Below are 20,632 nucleotides of genomic sequence, written 5' to 3' on the forward strand. Positions count from 1 at the left end.
CTGCATGACCGGATTCCTCAGCCGCTTTTTGCGGCGATTTGTTCTGGCCGCGACCGCCGCATTGCTGCTCGTCGGCGCCAGCGCGCAAGCCCAGACGGGCACCACCCAGACCCGCTACCCCATCGTGCTTGTACACGGACTTTTCGGGTTTGATTCGGCCCTGGGTGTCGACTACTTCTACGGCATCCCTGACGCCCTGCGCCAGGGCGGCGCCAAGGTCTACGTGGCCCAGGTGTCGGCCGCCAACAGCACCGAGGTCCGGGGTGAGCAGCTGCTCGCACAGGTGAACACCATCCTGGCCATCACCGGCGCGGCCAAGGTGAACCTGGTGGGGCATTCGCACGGTGGGCCTACGGCACGCTACGTGGCCGGGGTGGCGCCGGGCAAGGTTGCCTCGGTGACCTCGGTCGGTGGGGTCAACCGGGGATCGCGGGTGGCGGACATCATGCGTGGCGTGGCACCCGCGGGTTCGGTCTCCGAAACCATCGCCAACGGGGCGGCGTCGGCGCTGGTCGCGCTGATCAACCTGACTTCGGGCGGCTCGGGCCTGCCGCAGATGCCCACCGCCGCGCTGGACTCGCTCACCACCGCCGGTTCCGCCGCCTTCAACCGCCGCTTTCCGCAAGGCGTCCCCACCTCTGGCTGCGGCAGCGGCGCGGAACTCGTCAACGGCGTGCGCTACTACTCCTGGACGGGCACCAAGACCCTGACCAACGTGCTGGATGCAAGCGATGCCCTGCTGGGCGTGCTGGGCCTGGTCTTCGGCGAAGCCAACGACGGCCTGGTGTCGGCCTGCTCCTCGCGCCTGGGCAAACACCTGGGCGACTACCGGCAGAACCACCTCGACGAAGTGAACCAACTGCTGGGCCTGCGCGACTGGTTCTCCACCGACCCGGTGACGCTGTACCGCCAGCACGCCAACCGCCTCAAGGCACAGGGCCTGTAAGCCGTGAACCGCGCCCGCGCCTTCGCCGCAGGAGTGGCTCTGGTCGCCGCCACGGCCGCCGTGGTCTGGTGGCCGGGTTCGCAGCAAGGCCTGCCGGGCGCGGTGGACCCGCGTTCGGTGCCCGGCGCGGCGGCAGCGCCAACCGGCGGTGCAGGCCAGAGCCTGTCGGCGCGGCCCTTGGAGAGCAGCTTCTTTGCCAGCCGCCGCGCCACCGACCCCGACCGCGGTGAAGACCCCCTGCTGGTGCACGGCCTGCGCGACACGCTGGAGGCACTGCTCACAGAAGCCCTGGAGGACGGCGCGACAGACCCCGCCGCACTCAAACAACGCCTGGCGGCGCTGGTGGGCAAACACTTCCCGGCAGCCCTGGTTACGCGTGCGTTGGCGCTTGCCGAGCGCTATGTGGACTACCGAGTGGCCCTGGGCCAACTGCGCCCTCCCCAGGACCCGAACGACCCCGGTGCCCTGCGCGAGGCGCTGGAAGCGCGCCACAAGGTACGCCAGCAGTTTTTTGACGGCCCCGAGCACGACGCCCTGTTCGCCCGCGAGGCGGAACTGGACCGCTACACCCTGGCACGCCTGGAAATCGAGCGCAACCCCCAGCTCACCGCTGAACAACGCGCCCAGGCCTTGCGCGATGCAGAGAATGAATTGCCCGCAGCGCGCCGCGCCGAGCGCGCCGCCACCACCGAACACCTGAACGCCGCCGCCCAAACCGCCGCGTTCAACGCGCAAAACACCGACGAGCGCACCCGCCACGCGGCCCGCAGTGCGCAATACGGCGAGGCCGCCGCCCACGCCATGGCCCAGCTCGACCGGGAAGAACAACACTGGCAGCAGCGGCTTGACCAGTACAACCAGGCGCGCGGCCAACAAGGCGAAGGCCCCGCATTGCAGCAACTGCGCCAGCAGCTTTTCTCCGCCGAGGAGCAACAACGCATCGACGCCGCCCTGGCGCTGCGGCGCCTGCCACCTGCTGCGTCAGGCTCCTGAGCTCCCCTGGCCCCACGCAAGAGACAGCCGCCACATACCGGGGTTGCGCCCTCGTCTTGCGCTGAAATTTGATCATTCACAATATTCCTGCAAATCGGAGGCCCAAGCCTCTTGATTTCGCCAGAAACATGAGGCAGGGCGCGCCTACAGTCCATGACATTCCTCAACGAATGCCGGAGACACCCCATGAACGCCGCCTTGCCCCAAGAAACCGCCGCCCAACTGGAAGCCTGGGACAACCCCATGGGCCTGATGGGGTTCGAGTTCGTCGAATTCACCTCGCCCCAACCCGGCGTGCTGGAGGCCGTGTTCGAAAAGCTGGGTTTCACCCTGGTCGCCAAGCACCGCTCCAAGGATGTGGTGCTGTACCGCCAGAACGGCATCAACTTCATCCTGAACCGCGAGCCCCACAGCCAGGCCGCCTACTTCGGCGCCGAACACGGCCCGTCGGCCTGCGGCCTCGCCTTCCGCGTGAAGGACGCCCACAAGGCCTACAACCGCGCCCTGGAGCTGGGTGCCCAGCCCATCGAGATCCCCACCGGCCCCATGGAACTGCGCCTGCCCGCCATCAAGGGCATTGGTGGTGCGCCGCTGTATCTGATCGACCGGTTTGAAGACGGCAAGTCCATCTACGACATCGACTTCGAGTTCATCGAAGGCGTGGACCGCCGCCCCGTGGGCCATGGCCTGAACCTCATCGACCACCTTACGCACAACGTGTACCGCGGCCGCATGGGCTTCTGGGCCAATTTCTACGAGAAGCTGTTCAACTTCCGTGAGATCCGCTACTTCGACATCCAGGGCGAATACACGGGCCTGACCAGCAAGGCCATGACGGCGCCGGACGGCAAGATCCGCATCCCGCTGAATGAAGAATCGAAGCAGGGTGGTGGCCAGATCGAAGAATTCCTGATGCAGTTCAACGGCGAAGGCATCCAGCACATCGCTCTGATCTGCGACAACCTGCTGGAGGTGGTGGACAAGCTGGGCATGGCCGGCGTGCAGCTGGCCACCGCGCCCAACGAGGTCTATTACGAAATGCTGGACACCCGCCTGCCCGGCCACGGCCAGCCTGTGCCCGAACTGCAGTCGCGCGGCATCTTGCTGGACGGCACCACGGCCGACGGCACGCCTCGCCTGCTGCTGCAGATTTTCTCCACCCCCATGCTGGGCCCGGTGTTCTTCGAATTCATCCAGCGCGAAGGCGACTACCGCGATGGTTTTGGCGAAGGCAACTTCAAGGCGCTGTTCGAGTCGCTGGAGCGCGACCAGATCCGCCGTGGCGTGCTGAACACCTAAGACATCAGACATCCAGGGTTAACCCTGAACAGGTGCCTATACTGCGCGCTCCCCGGAACTCATAAGGATCCCGATGTCGCTCCGTAGCACCCTGTTCAGTGTTGGCCTGACCTGTGTGGCCACCTTTGCCACGGCCCAAAGCCCCTCTGCCCCGCTCACCATCGTGGTTCCCTACCCCGCTGGTGGTCCGCTGGACACCTCGGCCCGCATCGTGGCCGAGGGTGCTGCAGCCCAGCTTGGCTCCATTACCGTGGAGAACAAACCGGGGGCGGGTGGTAGTACCGGTGCCGACCAGGTCGCCAAATCACCCAAGACCAGCAACCAGGTGCTGATGGGCGCCGTGGCCACCCACGCCGTCAATCCCTGGCTGTACAAGAACTTCCCTTACAACGCGCTCAAGGATTTCAAACCCATCGCGCTGGTAGCCCGCACGCCCAACGTGCTGGTGGTGAATGCGGAGCAGGCGGTCAAGCTGGGCATCAAGACCACGCCCGACCTCGTGCAGTACCTCAAGAAGAACCCGGACCAGGCCAAGTACGGATCGGGCGGCAACGGCAGCATCGGCCACATCTCGGCCGAGATGTTCAAGTCGCTCACCAACACCAAGATGGGCCACACGCCGTTCCAGGGCTCCAAGCCCGCGCTGGCGGCACTGGAATCCGGCCAGGTGCTGATGGTGTTTGACAACCTGGCCTCGGCGTTGCCGCAGATCCAGTCGGGCAAGCTGCTGGCGCTGGGTGTAACCACGTTGAGCCGCAACGAGGCGCTGCCGAACGTGCCCAGCATCAACGACAGCGTGCAGGGCTTCAACGTGTCGACCTGGTTCGGCCTGTTCGCGCCCGCCTCGCTGCCCGATGCCGACGCGCGCCGGTATGCCAATGCGTTCTCGGCAGCGATGCATTCGCCCGCTGGCAAGGAGAAGTTCAAGAAGATGGGCATCACGCCCGAAGAGCTGACGCTCGACGGGTTTGCGCAGTTTGTGCGCTCGGAAAACAGCAAGTACGAGTTCCTGATCCGGGCCGCAAAGATCAAGATCGATTAGCAGCCGCATGGGCTGGTGCGCACCCCCGTCGCGGTGCGCCGACCATGGCGGCAAAGGAGAAAAAAATGGGACAAGCCCCTGTCGTCTATGGCCAATCCACCCGCCCCCCGCGTGGCGACTACTCGCGTGCCAACGCGGACTACACCTGCCCGCAGGACTACGCGAGCTACACCGCCGCCGACCACGACACCTACCGCCGTCTCTACGAGCGCCAGCGCGCCCTGCTGCCGGGCCTGGCCAGCCAGGCGTTCATCGACGCCCTGCCCTCACTGGGCGCGAGCGACCGCATCCCGCGTTTTGAAGAGGTGAACGAGCGCCTCTACAAAGCGACCGGCTGGGAGCTGGTGGGAGTGCCGGGTCTGATCCCCGAGGTGCCCTTTTTCACCTTGCTGGCCAACCGCAAGTTCCCGGTGACGGACTGGATCCGCAAGCCCGAGGAGTTCGAATACATCGTCGAGCCCGACATTTTTCATGATCTGTTCGGGCATGTGCCGCTGCTGTTCAACCCGGTGTTTGCGGATTATGTGCAGCGCTACGGCCAGGGCGGTCTGAAGGCGCAGGGGCTGGGGTCGTGCGAGATGCTGAGCCGCTTGTACTGGTACACGATCGAGTTTGGGTTGATCCGCGAGGCGGGGGAGCTGCGGGCATACGGCGCGGGCATTTTGAGTTCGTCGGGCGAGCTGGCGTATTCGGTGCAGAGCCCGGAGCCGCAGCGGATTCCGCTGGCGCTGGAGAGGACGATGCGCACGAAGTACAAGATCGATACGTACCAGCAGACGTATTTTGTGATCGACAGTTTTGAGCAGTTGTTTGAGATGACTGCGGCGGACTTTGCGCCGATCTACGAGCGGCTGCGGGGGTTGCCGGAGTTTGCTGCGGATGAGCGGGAAGCTGTTGCGGCTTGACTTTTCGAATGAAATTGGCTGCTACCGCTTTTCTATAAAGCACCAATAGCTACCATTTTCATAGCATTCAGCGGCCGTACGGGCTGAACCTGTTGAAGCTTTGGCGTGCTAATTTGGAAGGCTTGCCTGTGTTTCAGGGCGGAGGCCGGGAGTCGCCCGGCATGCGAGTAACTTTCTTTCGCGTCGCCGAAAGAAAGTCACCAAAGAAAGGGCAGACCCTGCTGTCTGCGACCCCTTCGCTGCGCTACGGGGCAACCTGGGGTGCTCGGTCACGGGGTGCGCCGCAGAACTCAGTGCGCGCTGACGCGCTCCGTTCAAACAACTGCGGCGAGTCAGTTCACGAAGCGCGTGTGTCCTTCGGCACACGCGCCACCCCGCGCCCTGCGCGCCCCAGGCGCTTCCAGAAGGGAACCCGCGAATCGGACATCCACACGGGCCATCGCTGCACTCGGCCCAGCCTGCGCAGCGCGAGGCGCTTGCGCCCACGAGATGGGGCCGAGCGCAGCAAAGGCCCGTGCGGCTGCTTGGCTGTTCGGCTGTTGGATGTTCGACTGCCCAACCCCCTGCTGGCTGCGCCTGCGGCGGGGCGGTTGTGGGGTGGCACGCGCGTCGGAGCGCGCGTGCTTCGTGAACTGAATCGCCGTGGTTGTCCGAGCGGCGCTGCGCAGCAGCAAAGCGAGTTCCACGGCGCACCCCGCAACCGCCCCGCCGCAGGTTTGCCCCTTCGCAACGCGAAGGGGTCGCAGACTGGGGGTCGCCTTTCGTTTGGGTACTTTTCATTGGCGAAGCAAAGAACAAGTACCTCGCCCGCCGGGGCGAGTCCCGGCTCCCGCCCGGAACACTGGCATGCAGTAGCCACCGAAAGCCCAGGCTTAAGCAAGCGAAGACCAAACGCTCCCGGCAAGACTCAATAGCTACAAAAACAATAGCTGCTAGCGCTTTATAGAAAAGCGCTAGCAGCCAAAATTATCCAAAAATACTATCGCTCAATCTCCTCCAGACAGGCCCCCATCACCCCAGGGTCAAACGCCATCTCCACATGCGCCACTCCCTGCACCAACCGGTTGTCCGCCCCCACCAACGCCGCCGTAGTCGCAGGAAACACAATGTTGTCGCAGTTCGAATACCAGCAGGTAAACAACGCGGCCCGCCCCGCAGGCTCCGCCCGCTGCAACGCCACCACCCAGTCCCCCGCCAAGCTCATCTGCCGCCCATTCACCGCGCGGCTGAAACGCCCCAGCCACGTGCCGCCATGTGGCGTGCCCAGCGTCAACACCCGGTGCACCCGCCCGTCCGCCTGGTGCGCCCGCAGCCACGCCCGCACCGCCAAGCCCCCCATGCTGTGGCACAACAACACCGGCGCCTGCCCCGTGGCCGCCGTCACTTGGCGCACAGCGTCTTCAATGATGTCCGCATACTCGTCAATCGAGCCCATCACAGGCTCCAGATTGACCGCCACATAGGCGTGCCCCCGCGCCTGCAACTGCGCAAACCACGGCAGCCACAGCCCCCGGTTGCACATGAAGCCGTGCACCAGCACCACGCCACGCTTTCCGGTGGGCTGCGCAGGCAGCCAATCGGGCAATGACTGGTGGCGAAACGGCTGGCGCCAGCAGAAGACCAGCAGCGCCACCCACACCTCGGCCCACCAGGCACCCACCACCTGTGACAAGCGAGCACGGGGCGCAGCGTCGGTACGGTTGGTGATGTGCATCAGCACAAACTCCACCGCCATCACCACCAGGTAAATGCTGAGCGGCGCCAGTGCCCCCAGCACAGCACGCAACGGTGAATGAGGCCATTGCCACACCAGCCAGGCGGCCATGGCCAGCAGGATGCACAGGAGAAGGATTCGTTGCCAGCGCGCGATCATGGTGGTGAGGGCAAATGTTGTAATCGACCAGCCGCATTGTGCGGTCTGACCACCGCCCGACACCGCACCCCGCAGAACGCTGAAAGGACACCACCCCATGGATGCCGCCCAGACCATCCGCGATGCCATTGCCGACGTGACCGCCCTGCGCCTGCACCGCACGGGGGACCCGGCGCTGGGGGCGGCGGTGGGCAGCGTCAAGACCTTTCAGGCGCGGCGCTTTCGCGGCACCTATGCCGACCTGATGGCATCGCCCGCGTTCGGGCCCGCAGCGCGCTTTTTTCTGGAAGAGCTGTACAGCGACACCGACTACACAGACCGCGACCAGCAGTTTGGCCGCATCGCGGGCACGCTGCAGACCATGTTCCCCCAGCCGGTCGTGACCACCGCCGTGGCCCTGGCCGTGCTGCACGCGCAGACCGAGGAACTGGACCAGGACATGGGCCGCGCCTGGCTCGCGCATAAAGGCGTCGATGCGGCCTACGACCCCGCCCGCTACACCGCTGCCTGGCGCACCGTAGGCCAGCGCCACGCGCGCCAGCAGCAGTTACAGCGCGTGCTGGCCATGGGCAATGACCTGGCGCGCCTCACGCGCACGCCCGGCCTGCGGATGATGCTGCGCATGATGCGCGGCCCGGCCAACGCAGCGGGCATGGGCGCACTGCAACAGTTTCTGGAGGCGGGGTTCGACACCTTCGGCCAGCTCGCTCGCCAGCGCGGCGGGGTGGAGCAGTTCCTGGCCACCATCGAGCAGCGTGAGCGGGCGCTGATGGATTTGCTCTTCGATGCCGACCCTGTCACCTGCGGGACCCAGCTTAACCACACACTAGGACAAGCCCGATAGCCCGCAACGCGCCCGCCTTCCACAATCTGTGCCCACCTATCAATGGCATTTGGCGAGCACAAGGAAACAAGCGCATGGAAAAGATCTGGCTCAAGAGCTACCCCCCGGGCGTCCCACACGACGTGAAGCCCGAGCAATACCGCTCTGTGGCCCACCTGCTGGAAGAGTCGTTCCGCAAACACGCATCCAGCCCGTTCTCGGTCTGCATGGACCAGTGGATGACCTATGGCGAGCTGGAGCGCCGCTCGGCCGCGCTGGGGGCCTATCTGCAGAGCCTGGGGCTGGAGCCGGGTGCGCGCGTGGCCATCATGCTGCCCAACATCCCCCAGTTTGGCGTGACCATGGCGGCCGTGCTGCGCGCAGGCTACACCTGCGTGAACGTGAACCCGCTGTACACCGCGCGCGAGCTGGAGCACCAGCTCAAGGACTCGGGCGCCACGGCCATCGTGATCCTGGAGAACTTTGCCCACACGCTGGCTGAGGTCATTGACCACACGGCCGTCAAGCATGTGGTGATGGCCTCCATGGGCGACCTGCTGGGCTTCTGGTTTGGCAAATGGATCACCTTCGCCGTGCGCCACCTCGCCAAGATGGTGCCTGCGTATGACCTGCCGCTGTCCAACGGCCGCAAGGTCGTCACGTTCAAGAAGGCGCTGTCGCTGGGCGAGCACAAGTCGCTCGCGCCCAGCCAGGCCACGCTCGATTCCATCGCCTTCCTGCAGTACACGGGCGGCACCACAGGCCTGTCGAAGGGCGCGGTGCTCACCCACCGCAACATCGTGGCCGCCACGCTGCAGGCCGAGGCGTGGTTCACGCCCGCACTGTCCAAGGTGGGCGACCTCTCCAAGGCCAACTCCATTGCCGCGCTGCCGCTGTACCACATCTTCGCGCTCACGCTGTGCCTGCTGGCCATCCGCCAAGGCTCCAGCCTCACGCTGATCCCGAACCCGCGCGACATTCCGAAGTTCGTGGCCGAACTCAAGAAGCGCCCCTTCCACATGCTGCCTGCGGTGAACACGCTGTTCAACGCGCTGCTGCAAAACCCGCAGTTCAAGACTCTGGATTTTTCGCACCTGTGCGTGTCGCAGGCCGGAGGCATGGCAGCCAGCGAGGGCACGGCCAAGCAGTGGCAGAAAGTGACCGGCAGCACCATGATCGAAGGCTGGGGCATGAGCGAGACCTGCGCCATCGGCACCAACAACCCAGTGATCAGCACCACCTTCAGCGGCAACATCGGCCTGCCGCTGCCGGGCATCGACATTGCCATCAAGGACGACGAAGGCAACAGCCTGCCCCAGGGCGAGTCCGGCGAGATCTGCATCCGCGGCCCCAACGTGATGGTGGGCTACTACAACCAGCCCGAAGAGAACGCCAAGGCCTTCACGCCCGATGGTTTCATGCGCACGGGCGACATCGGCATCATGGACCCGCAGGGCTACACCCGCATCATCGACCGCAAGAAGGACATGATCCTGGTGAGCGGCTTCAATGTGTTCCCCAACGAGCTGGAGCAGGTCATCAGCCTGTGCCCCGGCGTGGTCGAATGCGCGGCCATTGGTGTGCCCGACGAGAAACAGGGCGAGGCCATCAAGGTGTTCATCATCAAGAACGACCCGGCCCTGACCGAGGACGAGGTGGCCAACTACTGCCACCAGAATCTCACCGGCTACAAGCGCCCCAAGTACATCGAGTTCCGCGACGAGCTGCCCAAGAGCAATGTGGGCAAGATCCTGCGCAGAGAGCTGCGCAAGGCTTGACGCTGTTCACAAGGGCAGCGCGCCAAGCGCCGCCCCCTGCCACCTCCCCAAGGGCGCTTCGGCGCCCTTTTTCTTGGGTTCCGACCATGCAGGTCGGCCGCCTGCACTAGGTGCTCCAATGTCTGTATCTCCGGGTTTTTACTGACTAGCAAACGTTTGCGCAAACGTTTGCTTTCGTTATCATCCCAATCGCGACAAGGCACCGGGCATCCGTAGCCGCTCCTTTTTTGGGGCGCTGCCGGGGATTTCCCTCCACGCTGTCGGTCGCCTTAGGGCGACGCTGAATAAGCCTCCGCGATGCGGCGGGCCCTGGATCGGGATGGGCTGCAAGGCGCAAACCACAGTGATAGCCGTAGCTATCGCGAGGATTTGCAACGCTGCAGACCGTCCTGAGCCAGGGATGCGCCGGGCGCGAGAGGCTTGTTCAGCGTTGCCTTTGTCCACATTCCAACCTGGAGACAAAACCCATGCAGTTCACTCGCCGTTCCGTTCAGACAGCCGCCGCCCTCGCCGTTGTGGGCAGCCTGCTGGCCAGCCCTGCCTTCGCGCAGGACAAGCCGAAGATCGCGCTCATCATGAAGTCGCTGGCCAACGAGTTCTTCCGCACCATGGAAGACGGCGCCAAGGCGCACCAGAAGGCCCACGCCAAGGAATACACGCTGGTGGCCAACGGCATCAAGAACGAGACCGACACGGCAGCGCAGATCAAGATGATCGAACAAGCCATGGCGCAGAAGGTCAGCGCCATCGTGCTGGCCCCGGCCGACTCCAAGGCGCTGGTGCCCGTGGTCAAGGCGGCCATCGACAAAGGCATTCTCGTGGTCAACATCGACAACCAGCTCGATGCCGACGCGCTGAAGGAAAAGAACATCACCGTGCCCTTCGTGGGCCCCGACAACCGCGCAGGCGCCAAGCTGGTGGGCGACCACCTGGCCAAGACGCTGAAGGCCGGCGACAAGGTGGGCATCATCGAAGGCGTGTCCACCACCTTCAATGCACAGCAGCGCACCCTGGGCTACCAGGACGCCATGAAGGCCGCCAACATCACCGTGGTGGGCGTGCAGTCCGGCAACTGGGAGATTGAAAAGGGCAACACCGTGGCTGCCGGCATGATGCGCGAGCACCCTGACCTCGTGGCCCTGTTGGCTGGCAACGACAGCATGGCCCTGGGCGCCGTGGCCGCCGTGAAGGCCGCAGGCAAGACCGGCAAGGTGCAGGTGGTGGGCTACGACAACATCGGCGCCATCAAGCCCATGTTGGCCGACGGCCGTGTGCTGGCCACCGCCGACCAGTACGCCGCCAAGCAGGCCGTGTTTGGTATCGAACTGGCACAGAAGGCCCTGGCCGCCAAGACGCCGCAGAACCAGCTACCCGCCACGGTGAAGACGGATGTGGTGCTGGTGACGAAAGACAGCAAGTAAATCCGAGAGCGGCGAACAAGGCCCTTCTGGCGTTGTTCGCCGCTCAATAGATAACCACCGCCCTGCAGCTGCCCACTTCAAGCCTCCATGCCCAGTCGCTCGCCCGCTCCTCAGTCCCCGCCCTTGCTCGCCATCCAGGCCGTGGGCAAGGACTACACCGCCACCGTGCTCGACGGCGTGAACGTGGAGCTGTTTGCGGGCGAGGTGCTGGCGCTGACCGGGGAAAACGGCGCGGGCAAGAGCACGCTGTCCAAGATCCTCTGCGGGCTGGAACAGCCCACGCGCGGCGGCATGCAGCTGGCGGGGCAGGCCTACGCCCCCACGTCGCGCCGCGATGCCGAGCGCCAGGGCGTGCGCATGGTGATGCAGGAGCTGGGCCTGGTGCCCACGCTCACCGTGGCCGAGAATTTGTTGATGGGCCGTCTGCCGCACCGGCTGGGCTGGCTGCAGTGCGATGTGCTGCACGCCGCCGCCCGTGCGCAGCTGGCCAAGATCGGGCTCGACAACATCGACCCCGCCACCCCGGTCTCGCAGCTGGGCATCGGCCAGCAGCAGATGGTGGAGATTGCGCGCAACCTGCAGGACGACACACGCATTCTGGTGCTCGATGAGCCCACGGCCATGCTCACGCCGCGCGAGACCAATTACCTGTTCGAGCAGATCGCGCACCTCACCGCACGCGGCGTGGCCATCATCTACGTGTCGCACCGGCTCGAAGAACTGCGCCGCATTGCCGACCGCGTGGCGGTGCTGCGCGATGGCCGCCTGGTGGACGTGCGCCCCATGGCGGGCATGAGCGAGGACGACCTGGTGCAGCGCATGGTGGGCCGCGTGGTCAGCGACCTGGACCACCGCCCGCGCCGCCCCATCGGCCCCGTGGTGATGAGCGCTGAAAACCTGGGCCGGGGCACCGCAGTGCAGGACGTGAGCCTGGAGTTGCGCGCGGGCGAGATCTTCGGCATTGCCGGGCTGGTTGGATCGGGCCGCACCGAGCTGGTCCGCCTGCTGTTCGGCGCGGACCGGGCAGACCGCGGCAGCGTGACGCTGCACCCAGAGTATGAACAAAAACAGCCTCTAGCGCTTGATGCGCAAGCGCAACCAGCTATACAAAACATAGCAAACCAGAAACCTGCGGTTTTCCAGGTCGCACCCCGCACGATTCCCCGTGGTTTCGCCTCGCCTCTTCAGGCCATCGCCGCCGGTGTGGGCCTGGTCACCGAAGACCGCAAATCCCAGGGCCTGCTGCTGTCGCAACCCATCCGGATCAACGCCACACTGTCCGACCTGTCGGCCGTGTCGCGCGGCGGCTGGTTGCAGCGCGGGCTCGAAAGCCGCCTGGTGCAGGGCTTTGTGCGCACGCTGGGCATCCGCTGCCGCAGCGCCGAACAGCCCGTGGGGCAACTGTCCGGCGGCAACCAGCAAAAGGTGGTGTTTGCCCGCTGGCTGCACCGCGAAGGCCGCGTGCTGCTGCTCGACGAACCCACGCGCGGCGTGGACGTGGGCGCGCGCGCCGAGCTGTATGGCGAGCTGGACCGCATGGCCGCAGAAGGCCGCGCGCTGCTCATGGTGTCGTCCGACCTGCGCGAACTCATGGCCATGGCCGACCGCATCGGCGTGATGAGCGCAGGCCGCCTGGTGGCCGTGTTCGAGCGCGGCGAGTGGTCCGAGCAATCGCTGCTGGCGGCCGCGTTCTCCGAGCCCGGCGGGCGCACCAGCACCACCCCTTCAACCTCTTCTCCTGTGACCGCATGAACGCCCCCACCACATCTGCCGCGCCCGCTGCGGCGCCCTCCTCCGCCTCGGTCTGGCGCAGCCAGCTGGGCACCTACCTGGGCCTGCTGGCCGTTTTGGCGGGCATGGTGGCACTGTTCTCGTCGCTGTCCGAATACTTCTGGAGCGCCGAGACCTTCATCACCATCGCCAACGAAATCCCGGCCCTGGCCGTGATGGCCGTGGGCATGACCTTTGTACTCATCATCGCGGGCATCGATTTGTCGGTGGGCTCGGTGATGGCGCTGGCCGCCGCCACCTCGGCCGCCGCCATCCTGCAATGGGGCTGGACGGTGCCCGCCGCCGCCGCGCTGGCACTGGCCACGGGCCTGGTGTGCGGCACCATCACCGGCATGATTTCCGTCGCATGGCGGCTGCCCTCGTTCATCGTGTCGCTGGGCATGCTCGAAGCCGTGCGCGGCAGCGCCTATGTGGTCACCGATTCACGCACGCAGTACGTGGGCGATGCGATCTCGTGGCTGTCGGCACCCTTCTTTGGCGGCATCTCGTTCGCCTTCTTGCTGGCCGTGGTGCTGGTGGTGGTGGCGCAGCTGGTGCTGTCGCGCACGGTGTTCGGCCGCTGCGTGGTGGGCATTGGCACCAATGAAGAAGCCATGCGCCTGGCCGGTGTGGACCCGCGCCCCATCCGTGTCATCGTGTTTGCCATGACGGGCCTGCTGGCGGGTCTGGCGGGCCTGATGCAGTCGGCCCGGCTGGAAGCCGCCGACCCCAACGCTGGAACCGGCATGGAGCTGCAGGTGATTGCGGCCGTGGTGATTGGCGGCACCAGCCTCATGGGCGGGCGCGGCTCGGTGATCAACACCGCGTTTGGCGTGCTCATCATCGCGGTGCTGGAGGCGGGTCTGGCCCAGGTGGGCGCCAGCGAGCCCAGCAAGCGCATCATCACGGGTTTTGTGATCGTGGCGGCTGTGATCGTGGACACGCTGCGCCAGCGCCGCGCCAAGGTCTGAGAGACTGACCCCGCATCCAGCCGCCCCACTACCCACGACCTCATTCTTCTTTTTGCATGGCTACTATCAAGGACGTTGCGCGCCACGCCGAGGTGTCGGTCACCACGGTATCGCACGTGGTCAACGGCACGCGCCGCGTGAGCCCCGAGGGGCGCGAGCGGGTCGAGGCCGCCATCCGCGCCCTGGGCTATGTGCCCAGCGCCATTGCGCGCAGCCTCAAGAGCAACAACACGCGCACGCTGGGCATGCTGATCCCCAACAGCTCCAACCCCTACTTTGCCGAGATCGTGCACAGCGTGGAAGACCGCTGCTTTGGCGCGGGCTACAACGTCATCCTGTGCAACACCAACGACGAGGCGCACCGCCAGGGCACCTACCTGCAGGTGCTGGCCGAGCGGCGCATCGACGGGCTCATCGTGGTCTCCACCGGGCATGACGCCACGCTGGCCACGCAGCTGGCGGGCCTGTCCATCCCCACCGTGCTGGTGGACCGCGAAATCGACATCGCCGGGCAGCAGCCCTGCGACCTGGTGGAAACCGCGCACATGCAGGGCGGCCTGCTGGCCACGCGCCACCTGTTGTCGCTGGGCCACCGCCGCATTGCCTGCATTGGCGGCCCCGAAGGCATTGCCCCCAGCGAGCAGCGCATTGCCGGCTGGCGCACGGCCCTGGCCGACGCGGGCTGCGGCACCGGCGAAGGCCTGCTGTGGCACGGCAACTTCACCAGCCAGGGCGGCTACGAAGCCATGCACGCCGTGCTGCGCGCTCCCGAGCCGCCCACTGCCGTCTTCGTGTGTAACGACCTCATGGCCATGGGCGCACTGTGTGCCGCGCACGAACGCGACCTGCGCGTGCCAGAGGCACTGTCCATCGTCGGCTTTGACGACATCGAACTCACCGCCTTCACCAGCCCACCGCTCACCACCGTGGCCCAGCCCAAGCAGCGCATCGGCGCGCTGGCGGTGGACATGCTGCTGGAACGCATCGACGGCAAGCGCCAGGACGCGCGCAAGGTGATGCTGCAGCCCGAGCTGCGCGTGCGCGCCTCCACGGCCCATGCGTCCGGAGGTGCGGCATGAGCAGCGCCCACACGCCGCGCATCGCCGTGGTTGGCAGCCTGAACATGGATCTGGTGCTGCAGGTGCAACACGCGCCGGGCCCTGGCGAGACCGTGCTGGCCGACGCCCTGCACCTGATGCCCGGCGGCAAGGGTGGCAACCAGGCCGTGGCCTGCGCGCGCCAGGGTGCGCAGGTGGCGTTGTTTGGCCGCGTGGGCGATGACGGCTACGGCCACACGCTGCGCGCCGGGCTCGATGCCGACGGCATTGACCACAGCGGCGTGCAGAGCGATGTGCAAACCACCACCGGCGTCGCCGCCATCACGGTCGAAGCCACAGGGCAGAACCGCATCGTGGTGGTGCCCGGCGCCAATGGCCGGTTTGTGCTGGATGCCGGCGCCCTGAGCGCAGTCGTGCAAGGCGCAGGCGGCTTGGTGTTGCAGTTCGAAATCCCGATGCCTCAGGTGCTGGCCGCAGCCGACGCGGCCCATGCCGCAGGCTGCCCCGTGCTGCTCAACCCCTCGCCCATCCAGCCCCTGCCCGACGCGCTGTGGCCGCTGGTCGATGTCTTGGTGGTCAACGAGGTGGAAGCCGCCGCGCTGGCAGGCCAGCGTGTCGCCACCCCCGCAGACGCCGCGCAGGCCGCACAAGCCCTGCGTGCCAAGGGCCCTGCGCAGGTGGTGGTGACCCTGGGCGCTGCCGGTGCCGTGGCGGCCGATGCCGCAGGCTGCCGCTACCACCCCGGCCTCGTCGTGCAGGCGGTGGACACCACCGCTGCAGGCGACACCTTTTTGGGCGCGCTGGCCGTGGCGCTGGCACGCGATGAATCCCTGGACACCGCCGTGCGCGAAGGCATCCGCGCATCGGCGCTGTGCGTCACCCAGCCCGGCGCCCAGCCTTCCATCCCCACCCGCGCCGCCGTGGCGCAAAGCCCCCAACCGCCCGCCTGGAGCCCCCTGTGAAACGCACCGCCCTGCTGCACGCCGAACTCTCCCACGCCATCGCCACCCTGGGCCACGGCGACATGCTGGTGATTGGCGACGTGGGACTGCCCATCCCCAATGGCCCGCGCCGCATTGACCTGGCGCTGACGCCGGGCATCCCGGCCGTGGCCGATGTGCTGCGGGTGGTGCTGGACGAAATGCAGGTCGAAAAAGCGCTGATCGCCACCGAAGCCGTGGAGCGCAATAGAGGGCAGTTGCCCGCCTGGTGCCACTTGCCGGTGGATCCCCAGGCCGTATCGCACGATGAGTTCAAGCGCTTGACCCAGCAAGCCCGTGTGATGGTGCGCACGGGTGAGTGCACGCCCTATGCCAATGTGATTCTGGTGGCGGGCGTGACGTTCTGACCTTAGGACATTGAGCCACTTCAAGGGGGTCGGCAAGCCAGCACGGTAGACCCGAGCTGGAGCGGAGCTGGAGTTGCAGCAGCGGGAAAAGCGCGGCCCACGTCCCGCAACCATACGTTTCCCCGGTGACTGCAGAGGCACCTTTCCCACACCCGGCTCCTGCGACTTTGCACCAACGCTGGCCGTGGCCTGGGTAGTTCGTCGACGCGGCCCAGAACGCCGGGCCACGGGTCTGGCGTCTGGCGTCTGGCGCTGCATTTGCAACAGGTTGAAACAAACACGTACTTCCATGCTCCCTACGCATAATCAACCAGCAGCGAAAAGGCCCGTCCTTGGCGCAGGCCCGCTTCAAGTTCATCAGGGAGGAACCACTTGTGAAACCCATGTCGCGACAGCATCGGCCTGCCCTCCCCTGGCTGGCAGGTTTGCTCAGCCTTTCCATCTTTGCCACGTCCTGCGGGGGCGGTAGCGGCAGTGGTCCGGACGCAGGCAACCCAGATACCCCAGTCCCCGAGCCCACACCTGCACTCAGTCTGCTGGCCGGGGCCACCCACCGGTCCGGTTACCTGGATGGCGCCGCCGCCGATGCGCTTTTTTCCGGGATACCAGCACTCTCGCTTTCGCCCACAGGTGACTTGCTGATGGCAGACACAGGCAACCATGCCATCCGGAAATGGGCAACCTCCGGTCTCGTCAGCACCTTCGCAGGCGGCCAAAGTCCGGCCCCTGCACCCTCAGTCACTGTCCACTACGCCGATGGTGTGGGGCCAGCTGCACGTTTTTTCTATCCAACAGCGGTCGCAGCAGACGCGTCAGGCAACACCTACGTGGCGGACACAGCCAACCACCTGGTGCGCAAGATTGACAGCACCGGTGCCGTCACCACCATCGCAGGTAAACCCGGCGTGTGTGGCAATGCCGACGGCCCCTCCCAGGGCTCAACACTCTGCGCTCCTCGCGAAATAAGGCTGGACAGCGCCGGGAATCTCTATGTCGGCCAGGGTAGCTACGCCTACCCAAAGATTCGCCAGATCACCCCTGCGGGCGTCACGAGCACCCTGCCCATGGAGCTGCCGGAGCCGGAGCGCTCCAAGTTCGTCGTAGATGCCTCCGGCATCGTCTACTTCACACACGGGAGTTCCATCAAGAAATCTACCCCCACCGGAGAAGTGACCCATGTCGCTGGCAACCAAGACTTTCAGGGTGCTGCCGATGGCGATGCCGTGACGGCCAAGTTCAGCATCCTCCACGATTTGGCACTGGATGCCTCCAACGAGCTTTATGCGCTGGATGGACATGACCCGGTCACCATTCGCCATATCGCCAAGAGCGGGGCCGTGTCCACCCTGACCCTCACAGTCCCTGCGGCTTCGGGGGGTAGAAGCCTGGTCGTTGATCGCAGCGGCAACTTCATCGTCAGCCTCGCCAATGTCCAATCCACGTGGATTCAAAAATACCATCGCGATGGCACCCGATCCACCCTTGTCGGGAAGCCCACGGCGGCGAATCCCGAGGCCGTCGCTGCAGACGGTCCGGGCACAGATGCGCGGTTCAAGGCTCCTCAGGCGATGGCTCTGGCGAAGTCAGGAGCGCTGTATGTGGGCGACTACGACGCTGGCAGGGTGCGCATCGTCCGCCCCGACGGCACCACAAGCGCACTCCCGCTCCAATGGCCTGCAGGCTTTGCGAACCCCTCCTGGCGGGCCATGGCGGTAGATGGGCAGGACAACATCTATACGGCCTCCACGGCACCGTTTCCTGGCGATCCCAATCTGGTTTTCAGGATCAGCCCCACCGGCCAAGCCTCGGTTCTGGCAGATGTGTCCACATGGGTTCCCCCATTCGTCCATGGTGGCAACACCTACAGATATGCTGCCGCCATCAATGGGGTTGCCGCCGACGCTGCAGGCAATGTCTATGCGGCGGGCGTCAATGGCGTCATCCTCAAAATCACCGCCGCAGGTGAGGTCACTTTGCTGGCCGGCAGTCCCGGCGCATTGGGCCACGTGGACGGACAGGGCAGCGCCGCGCGCTTCTCCACCCTGGGGAATATGACCCTTGATCAGGCGGGCAATCTGTATGTGGTGGATGGGCTCAATGACGCGTTCACCGGGATTGGCCCCACCATCCGCAAGATCACACCTGCCGGCATGGTCAGCACCGTCGCCGGCAGGGCCGATCTGCCTGCTGGTCTGGTGGATGGGCCGGCCAGCAGCGCGCGCTTTGCGGCAGCCAGTTACAGCAGCTACTCAGCTGGCGGGGTTTACATCGGGCAAGATTTTGGCTCTCTCAATGGAGAAAACGGCGGCACAGCCAGCATCGCAATGGATGCCAAGGGCAATCTGTACGTCACGGATCCTGTCAACAGCGTGGTTCGCAAGATCTCCACAGAAGGCCAAGTCAGCACGCTGGTCGGTCGTGCCGGGCAGCGAGGCTTTCTGGGAGGGGATCTTCCGGGCATCATTCACACGCCTATCGGCATTGCCGTGCGGGATTCCAAGCTGTTCTTCAGCACTCGCAACGCGGTGGTGCAAGTGACCTTGCCGCAGTAGCCACGCACAGCCAGATGCCGCTGTCCCGCCGAGCGGCATCGATGGCGCGGGCATGCGGGTTTTGGAGGACTGCAGGCACGCTGGACCTGCAGTACGCTGGACAGCAGACTGCGGCGCAGCGTTTGTATTGATACCCGCCGCAAAGCCTTCACTCTCGCCTTCATGCCCACTACTGCGCCACACAACCTGCTCCCCCCTGAAATCACCGTCCTGGAACGCGGCTGGCTCTCGGCCAACAACATCCTCTTCGTCGGCCACCACGACACGGCCATCGTGGACACCGGCTACTGCAGCCATGCCGAACAGACTGTGGACCTGGTGCGCGACGCGCTGCAGGGCCGCGCGCTGGACCGTGTGCTCAACACCCATCTGCACAGCGACCACTGCGGCGGCAATGCCGCGCTACAAAAGGCCTGGCCCGGCGTGCTCACGGCCATTCCACCCGGCCAGGCCGACCATGTGCGCCAGTGGGATGCCTATGCGCTCAGCTACACACCGACGGGCCAGGAATGCCCACCCTTTCGGGCCGACACGCTGCTCATGCCCGACTCGTGCGTACTGCTGGGCGACAAGCCCTGGCAGGTGCATGCCGCGCCGGGGCACGATCCGCATTCGGTGGTTTTGTTCGAGCCCCAGGGCCGTGTGCTGATCTCGGCCGATGCGCTGTGGGAAAACGGCTTTGGCGTGGTGTTTCCCGAGCTGGAAGGCGAAGACGCGTTCGCCCAAGTGGCCGCAACGCTGGATGTGATCGAGCAGCTATCACCCCAGGTCGTGATCCCCGGCCACGGGCCGGTGTTTGCCGATGCGCCCCGTGCCATCGATGGCGCACGCCGCCGCCTGGACGGTTTTGTGCGCAACCCGGGCAAACATGCGCTCTATGCGGCCAAGGTGCTGCTCAAGTACAAGCTTTTGGAATGGCAGCAGATCAGTCTCCAGGACCTGGCTGCCTGGGCGCAGGCCACGCCCTACTTCGGCATGCTCCGCGAGCGCCACTTTGCCGATCAGGCCGAGGTTGAATGGCTTGGCAGCCTGAGCGACGAACTGGTGCGGTCCGGTGCGGCCACCCGCCAAGGCGACATGCTGCACAACGCATAGATACAACGTCGGCCCGGACCTTGGCATCCCGGCTGACCGCAGCAATGCACCTCAGTCAGTACCGCCATGGCACGCCCTTGACCGAGCCGCTGCAGGCATCCCTCTTGGGGGACGGCACACAGCGCCTCGGCACGGCTTCAATGCTTGTGCTGCTTGTCGCACCCCGTCACATGGTTGTTGCTGCTGGACATGCACTGGTAGAACGCCTTCTTGTTGCCCGATGCGCCCTGGCAGTCCGATACGCTGTATTTGCCCTTGGCTTCACGGATCTTGGGTGCCGCCTTGTCAAAGTCCGCCTGGGCCATGTAACCGTCGCGCACGTTCTTCTGGCCCACTTCCAGCATGAGGTCGGCTTGGTAGTGGATGTTGTCCACGGCGGTGGCGCAGTTGAGCGGCACTTGCTTGCCGTCCACCGTGCCCAGGGCCTTCTTCAGCCCCTCGCCAAATTCCTGAACGTCTTTCGGAATCTTCTTGGTGCCGTCGGGGTTGAACTGGGTGGCACCCGCCGACTTGCCAGCAGAAGAGGCGCTGCCCTTGCTGCCTGCACCACCGCTGCCACTGGTGCCGTTGTTGTTCTGCAGCTTCATCGGCTCGGCATCCTGCGAGGTAGGCGGCGGCTGCGATCCGTAATGGGTTTTACCGTCGGCATCGACCCACTTGTACACCGGCTGCGCCTGCGCTGCTGCGCCCAGAACCATCGCCAGGGAGGCCATGGCCACCCAACCCAGTTTTCTCATGGCTTCCCCCTCAAAATATTG

Annotated in this window: 17 protein-coding genes; 15 read left to right on the top strand and 2 right to left on the bottom strand. The window is 65.5% G+C overall.

Annotation, left to right across the window (positions count from 1 at the left end; genetic code table 11):
- Nucleotides 1–4 precede the first annotated feature (4 nt).
- From C8C93_RS16700 to phhA, 5 genes are all read left to right on the top strand, one after another.
- Nucleotides 5–946, top strand: coding sequence for a triacylglycerol lipase (locus C8C93_RS16700; protein WP_055396875.1), 942 nt, complete (start codon nucleotides 5–7; stop codon nucleotides 944–946).
- A 3-nt stretch (nucleotides 947–949) separates the two neighbouring features.
- The gene (locus C8C93_RS16705) at nucleotides 950–1,939 is read left to right on the top strand and encodes a lipase secretion chaperone (RefSeq protein ID WP_121507624.1); all 990 of its coding nucleotides are present in this window, start codon (nucleotides 950–952) and stop codon (nucleotides 1,937–1,939) included.
- A gap of 186 nt (nucleotides 1,940–2,125) precedes the next feature.
- Nucleotides 2,126–3,238: a 4-hydroxyphenylpyruvate dioxygenase gene (hppD, locus tag C8C93_RS16710; RefSeq protein ID WP_121507625.1), complete on the top strand. Its 1,113-nt coding sequence runs from the start codon at nucleotides 2,126–2,128 to the stop codon at nucleotides 3,236–3,238.
- A gap of 73 nt (nucleotides 3,239–3,311) precedes the next feature.
- Nucleotides 3,312–4,280, top strand: a complete 969-nt coding sequence (locus tag C8C93_RS16715) for a tripartite tricarboxylate transporter substrate binding protein (protein ID WP_121507626.1) — start codon at nucleotides 3,312–3,314, stop codon at nucleotides 4,278–4,280.
- A gap of 65 nt (nucleotides 4,281–4,345) precedes the next feature.
- Nucleotides 4,346–5,185: a phenylalanine 4-monooxygenase gene (gene phhA / locus C8C93_RS16720; RefSeq protein ID WP_121507627.1), complete on the top strand. Its 840-nt coding sequence runs from the start codon at nucleotides 4,346–4,348 to the stop codon at nucleotides 5,183–5,185.
- A gap of 979 nt (nucleotides 5,186–6,164) precedes the next feature.
- Here phhA and C8C93_RS16725 read toward each other — a convergent pair.
- Nucleotides 6,165–7,058, bottom strand: coding sequence for a triacylglycerol lipase (locus C8C93_RS16725; RefSeq protein WP_121507628.1), 894 nt, complete (start codon nucleotides 7,056–7,058; stop codon nucleotides 6,165–6,167).
- A 97-nt stretch (nucleotides 7,059–7,155) separates the two neighbouring features.
- On the opposite strand from C8C93_RS16725, the gene C8C93_RS16730 reads away from it, so the two are divergent.
- From C8C93_RS16730 to C8C93_RS16775, 10 genes are all read left to right on the top strand, one after another.
- Nucleotides 7,156–7,902, top strand: a complete 747-nt coding sequence (locus C8C93_RS16730) for a hypothetical protein (protein ID WP_121507629.1) — start codon at nucleotides 7,156–7,158, stop codon at nucleotides 7,900–7,902.
- 74 nt (nucleotides 7,903–7,976) lie between these two features.
- A complete protein-coding gene (locus C8C93_RS16735; RefSeq protein ID WP_099731323.1) occupies nucleotides 7,977–9,659 on the top strand; it encodes an AMP-binding protein in 1,683 nt (560 codons plus the stop codon).
- A gap of 467 nt (nucleotides 9,660–10,126) precedes the next feature.
- A complete protein-coding gene (locus tag C8C93_RS16740; RefSeq protein WP_063459938.1) occupies nucleotides 10,127–11,080 on the top strand; it encodes a sugar ABC transporter substrate-binding protein in 954 nt (317 codons plus the stop codon).
- Nucleotides 11,081–11,167: 87 nt separating this feature from the next.
- A complete protein-coding gene (locus C8C93_RS16745) occupies nucleotides 11,168–12,832 on the top strand; it encodes a sugar ABC transporter ATP-binding protein (protein WP_121507630.1) in 1,665 nt (554 codons plus the stop codon).
- Nucleotides 12,829–13,821, top strand: coding sequence for an ABC transporter permease (locus tag C8C93_RS16750; RefSeq protein ID WP_121507631.1), 993 nt, complete (start codon nucleotides 12,829–12,831; stop codon nucleotides 13,819–13,821). Before C8C93_RS16745 ends, C8C93_RS16750 begins: the two co-directional genes overlap by 4 nt.
- Nucleotides 13,822–13,877: 56 nt before the next feature.
- The gene (locus tag C8C93_RS16755; RefSeq protein ID WP_121507632.1) at nucleotides 13,878–14,900 is read left to right on the top strand and encodes a LacI family DNA-binding transcriptional regulator; all 1,023 of its coding nucleotides are present in this window, start codon (nucleotides 13,878–13,880) and stop codon (nucleotides 14,898–14,900) included.
- Nucleotides 14,897–15,841: a ribokinase gene (rbsK, locus tag C8C93_RS16760; protein ID WP_121507633.1), complete on the top strand. Its 945-nt coding sequence runs from the start codon at nucleotides 14,897–14,899 to the stop codon at nucleotides 15,839–15,841. Before C8C93_RS16755 ends, rbsK begins: the two co-directional genes overlap by 4 nt.
- Nucleotides 15,838–16,227, top strand: a complete 390-nt coding sequence (gene rbsD, locus C8C93_RS16765) for a D-ribose pyranase (RefSeq protein WP_121507634.1) — start codon at nucleotides 15,838–15,840, stop codon at nucleotides 16,225–16,227. Before rbsK ends, rbsD begins: the two co-directional genes overlap by 4 nt.
- A 332-nt stretch (nucleotides 16,228–16,559) precedes the next feature.
- The gene (locus C8C93_RS16770) at nucleotides 16,560–18,779 is read left to right on the top strand and encodes a hypothetical protein (protein ID WP_147433777.1); all 2,220 of its coding nucleotides are present in this window, start codon (nucleotides 16,560–16,562) and stop codon (nucleotides 18,777–18,779) included.
- A 162-nt stretch (nucleotides 18,780–18,941) separates the two neighbouring features.
- Nucleotides 18,942–19,874, top strand: coding sequence for an MBL fold metallo-hydrolase (locus C8C93_RS16775; RefSeq protein WP_121507636.1), 933 nt, complete (start codon nucleotides 18,942–18,944; stop codon nucleotides 19,872–19,874).
- A gap of 137 nt (nucleotides 19,875–20,011) precedes the next feature.
- On the opposite strand, the gene C8C93_RS16780 is transcribed toward C8C93_RS16775, so the two are convergent.
- Nucleotides 20,012–20,611: a DUF4124 domain-containing protein gene (locus C8C93_RS16780; protein ID WP_121422203.1), complete on the bottom strand. Its 600-nt coding sequence runs from the start codon at nucleotides 20,609–20,611 to the stop codon at nucleotides 20,012–20,014.
- Between the last annotated feature and the right edge of the window lie 21 nt (nucleotides 20,612–20,632).

The sequence above is a fragment of the Acidovorax sp. 93 genome (assembly GCF_003633835.1).
In the GTDB taxonomy this organism is placed as follows: domain Bacteria; phylum Pseudomonadota; class Gammaproteobacteria; order Burkholderiales; family Burkholderiaceae_C; genus Acidovorax; species Acidovorax facilis.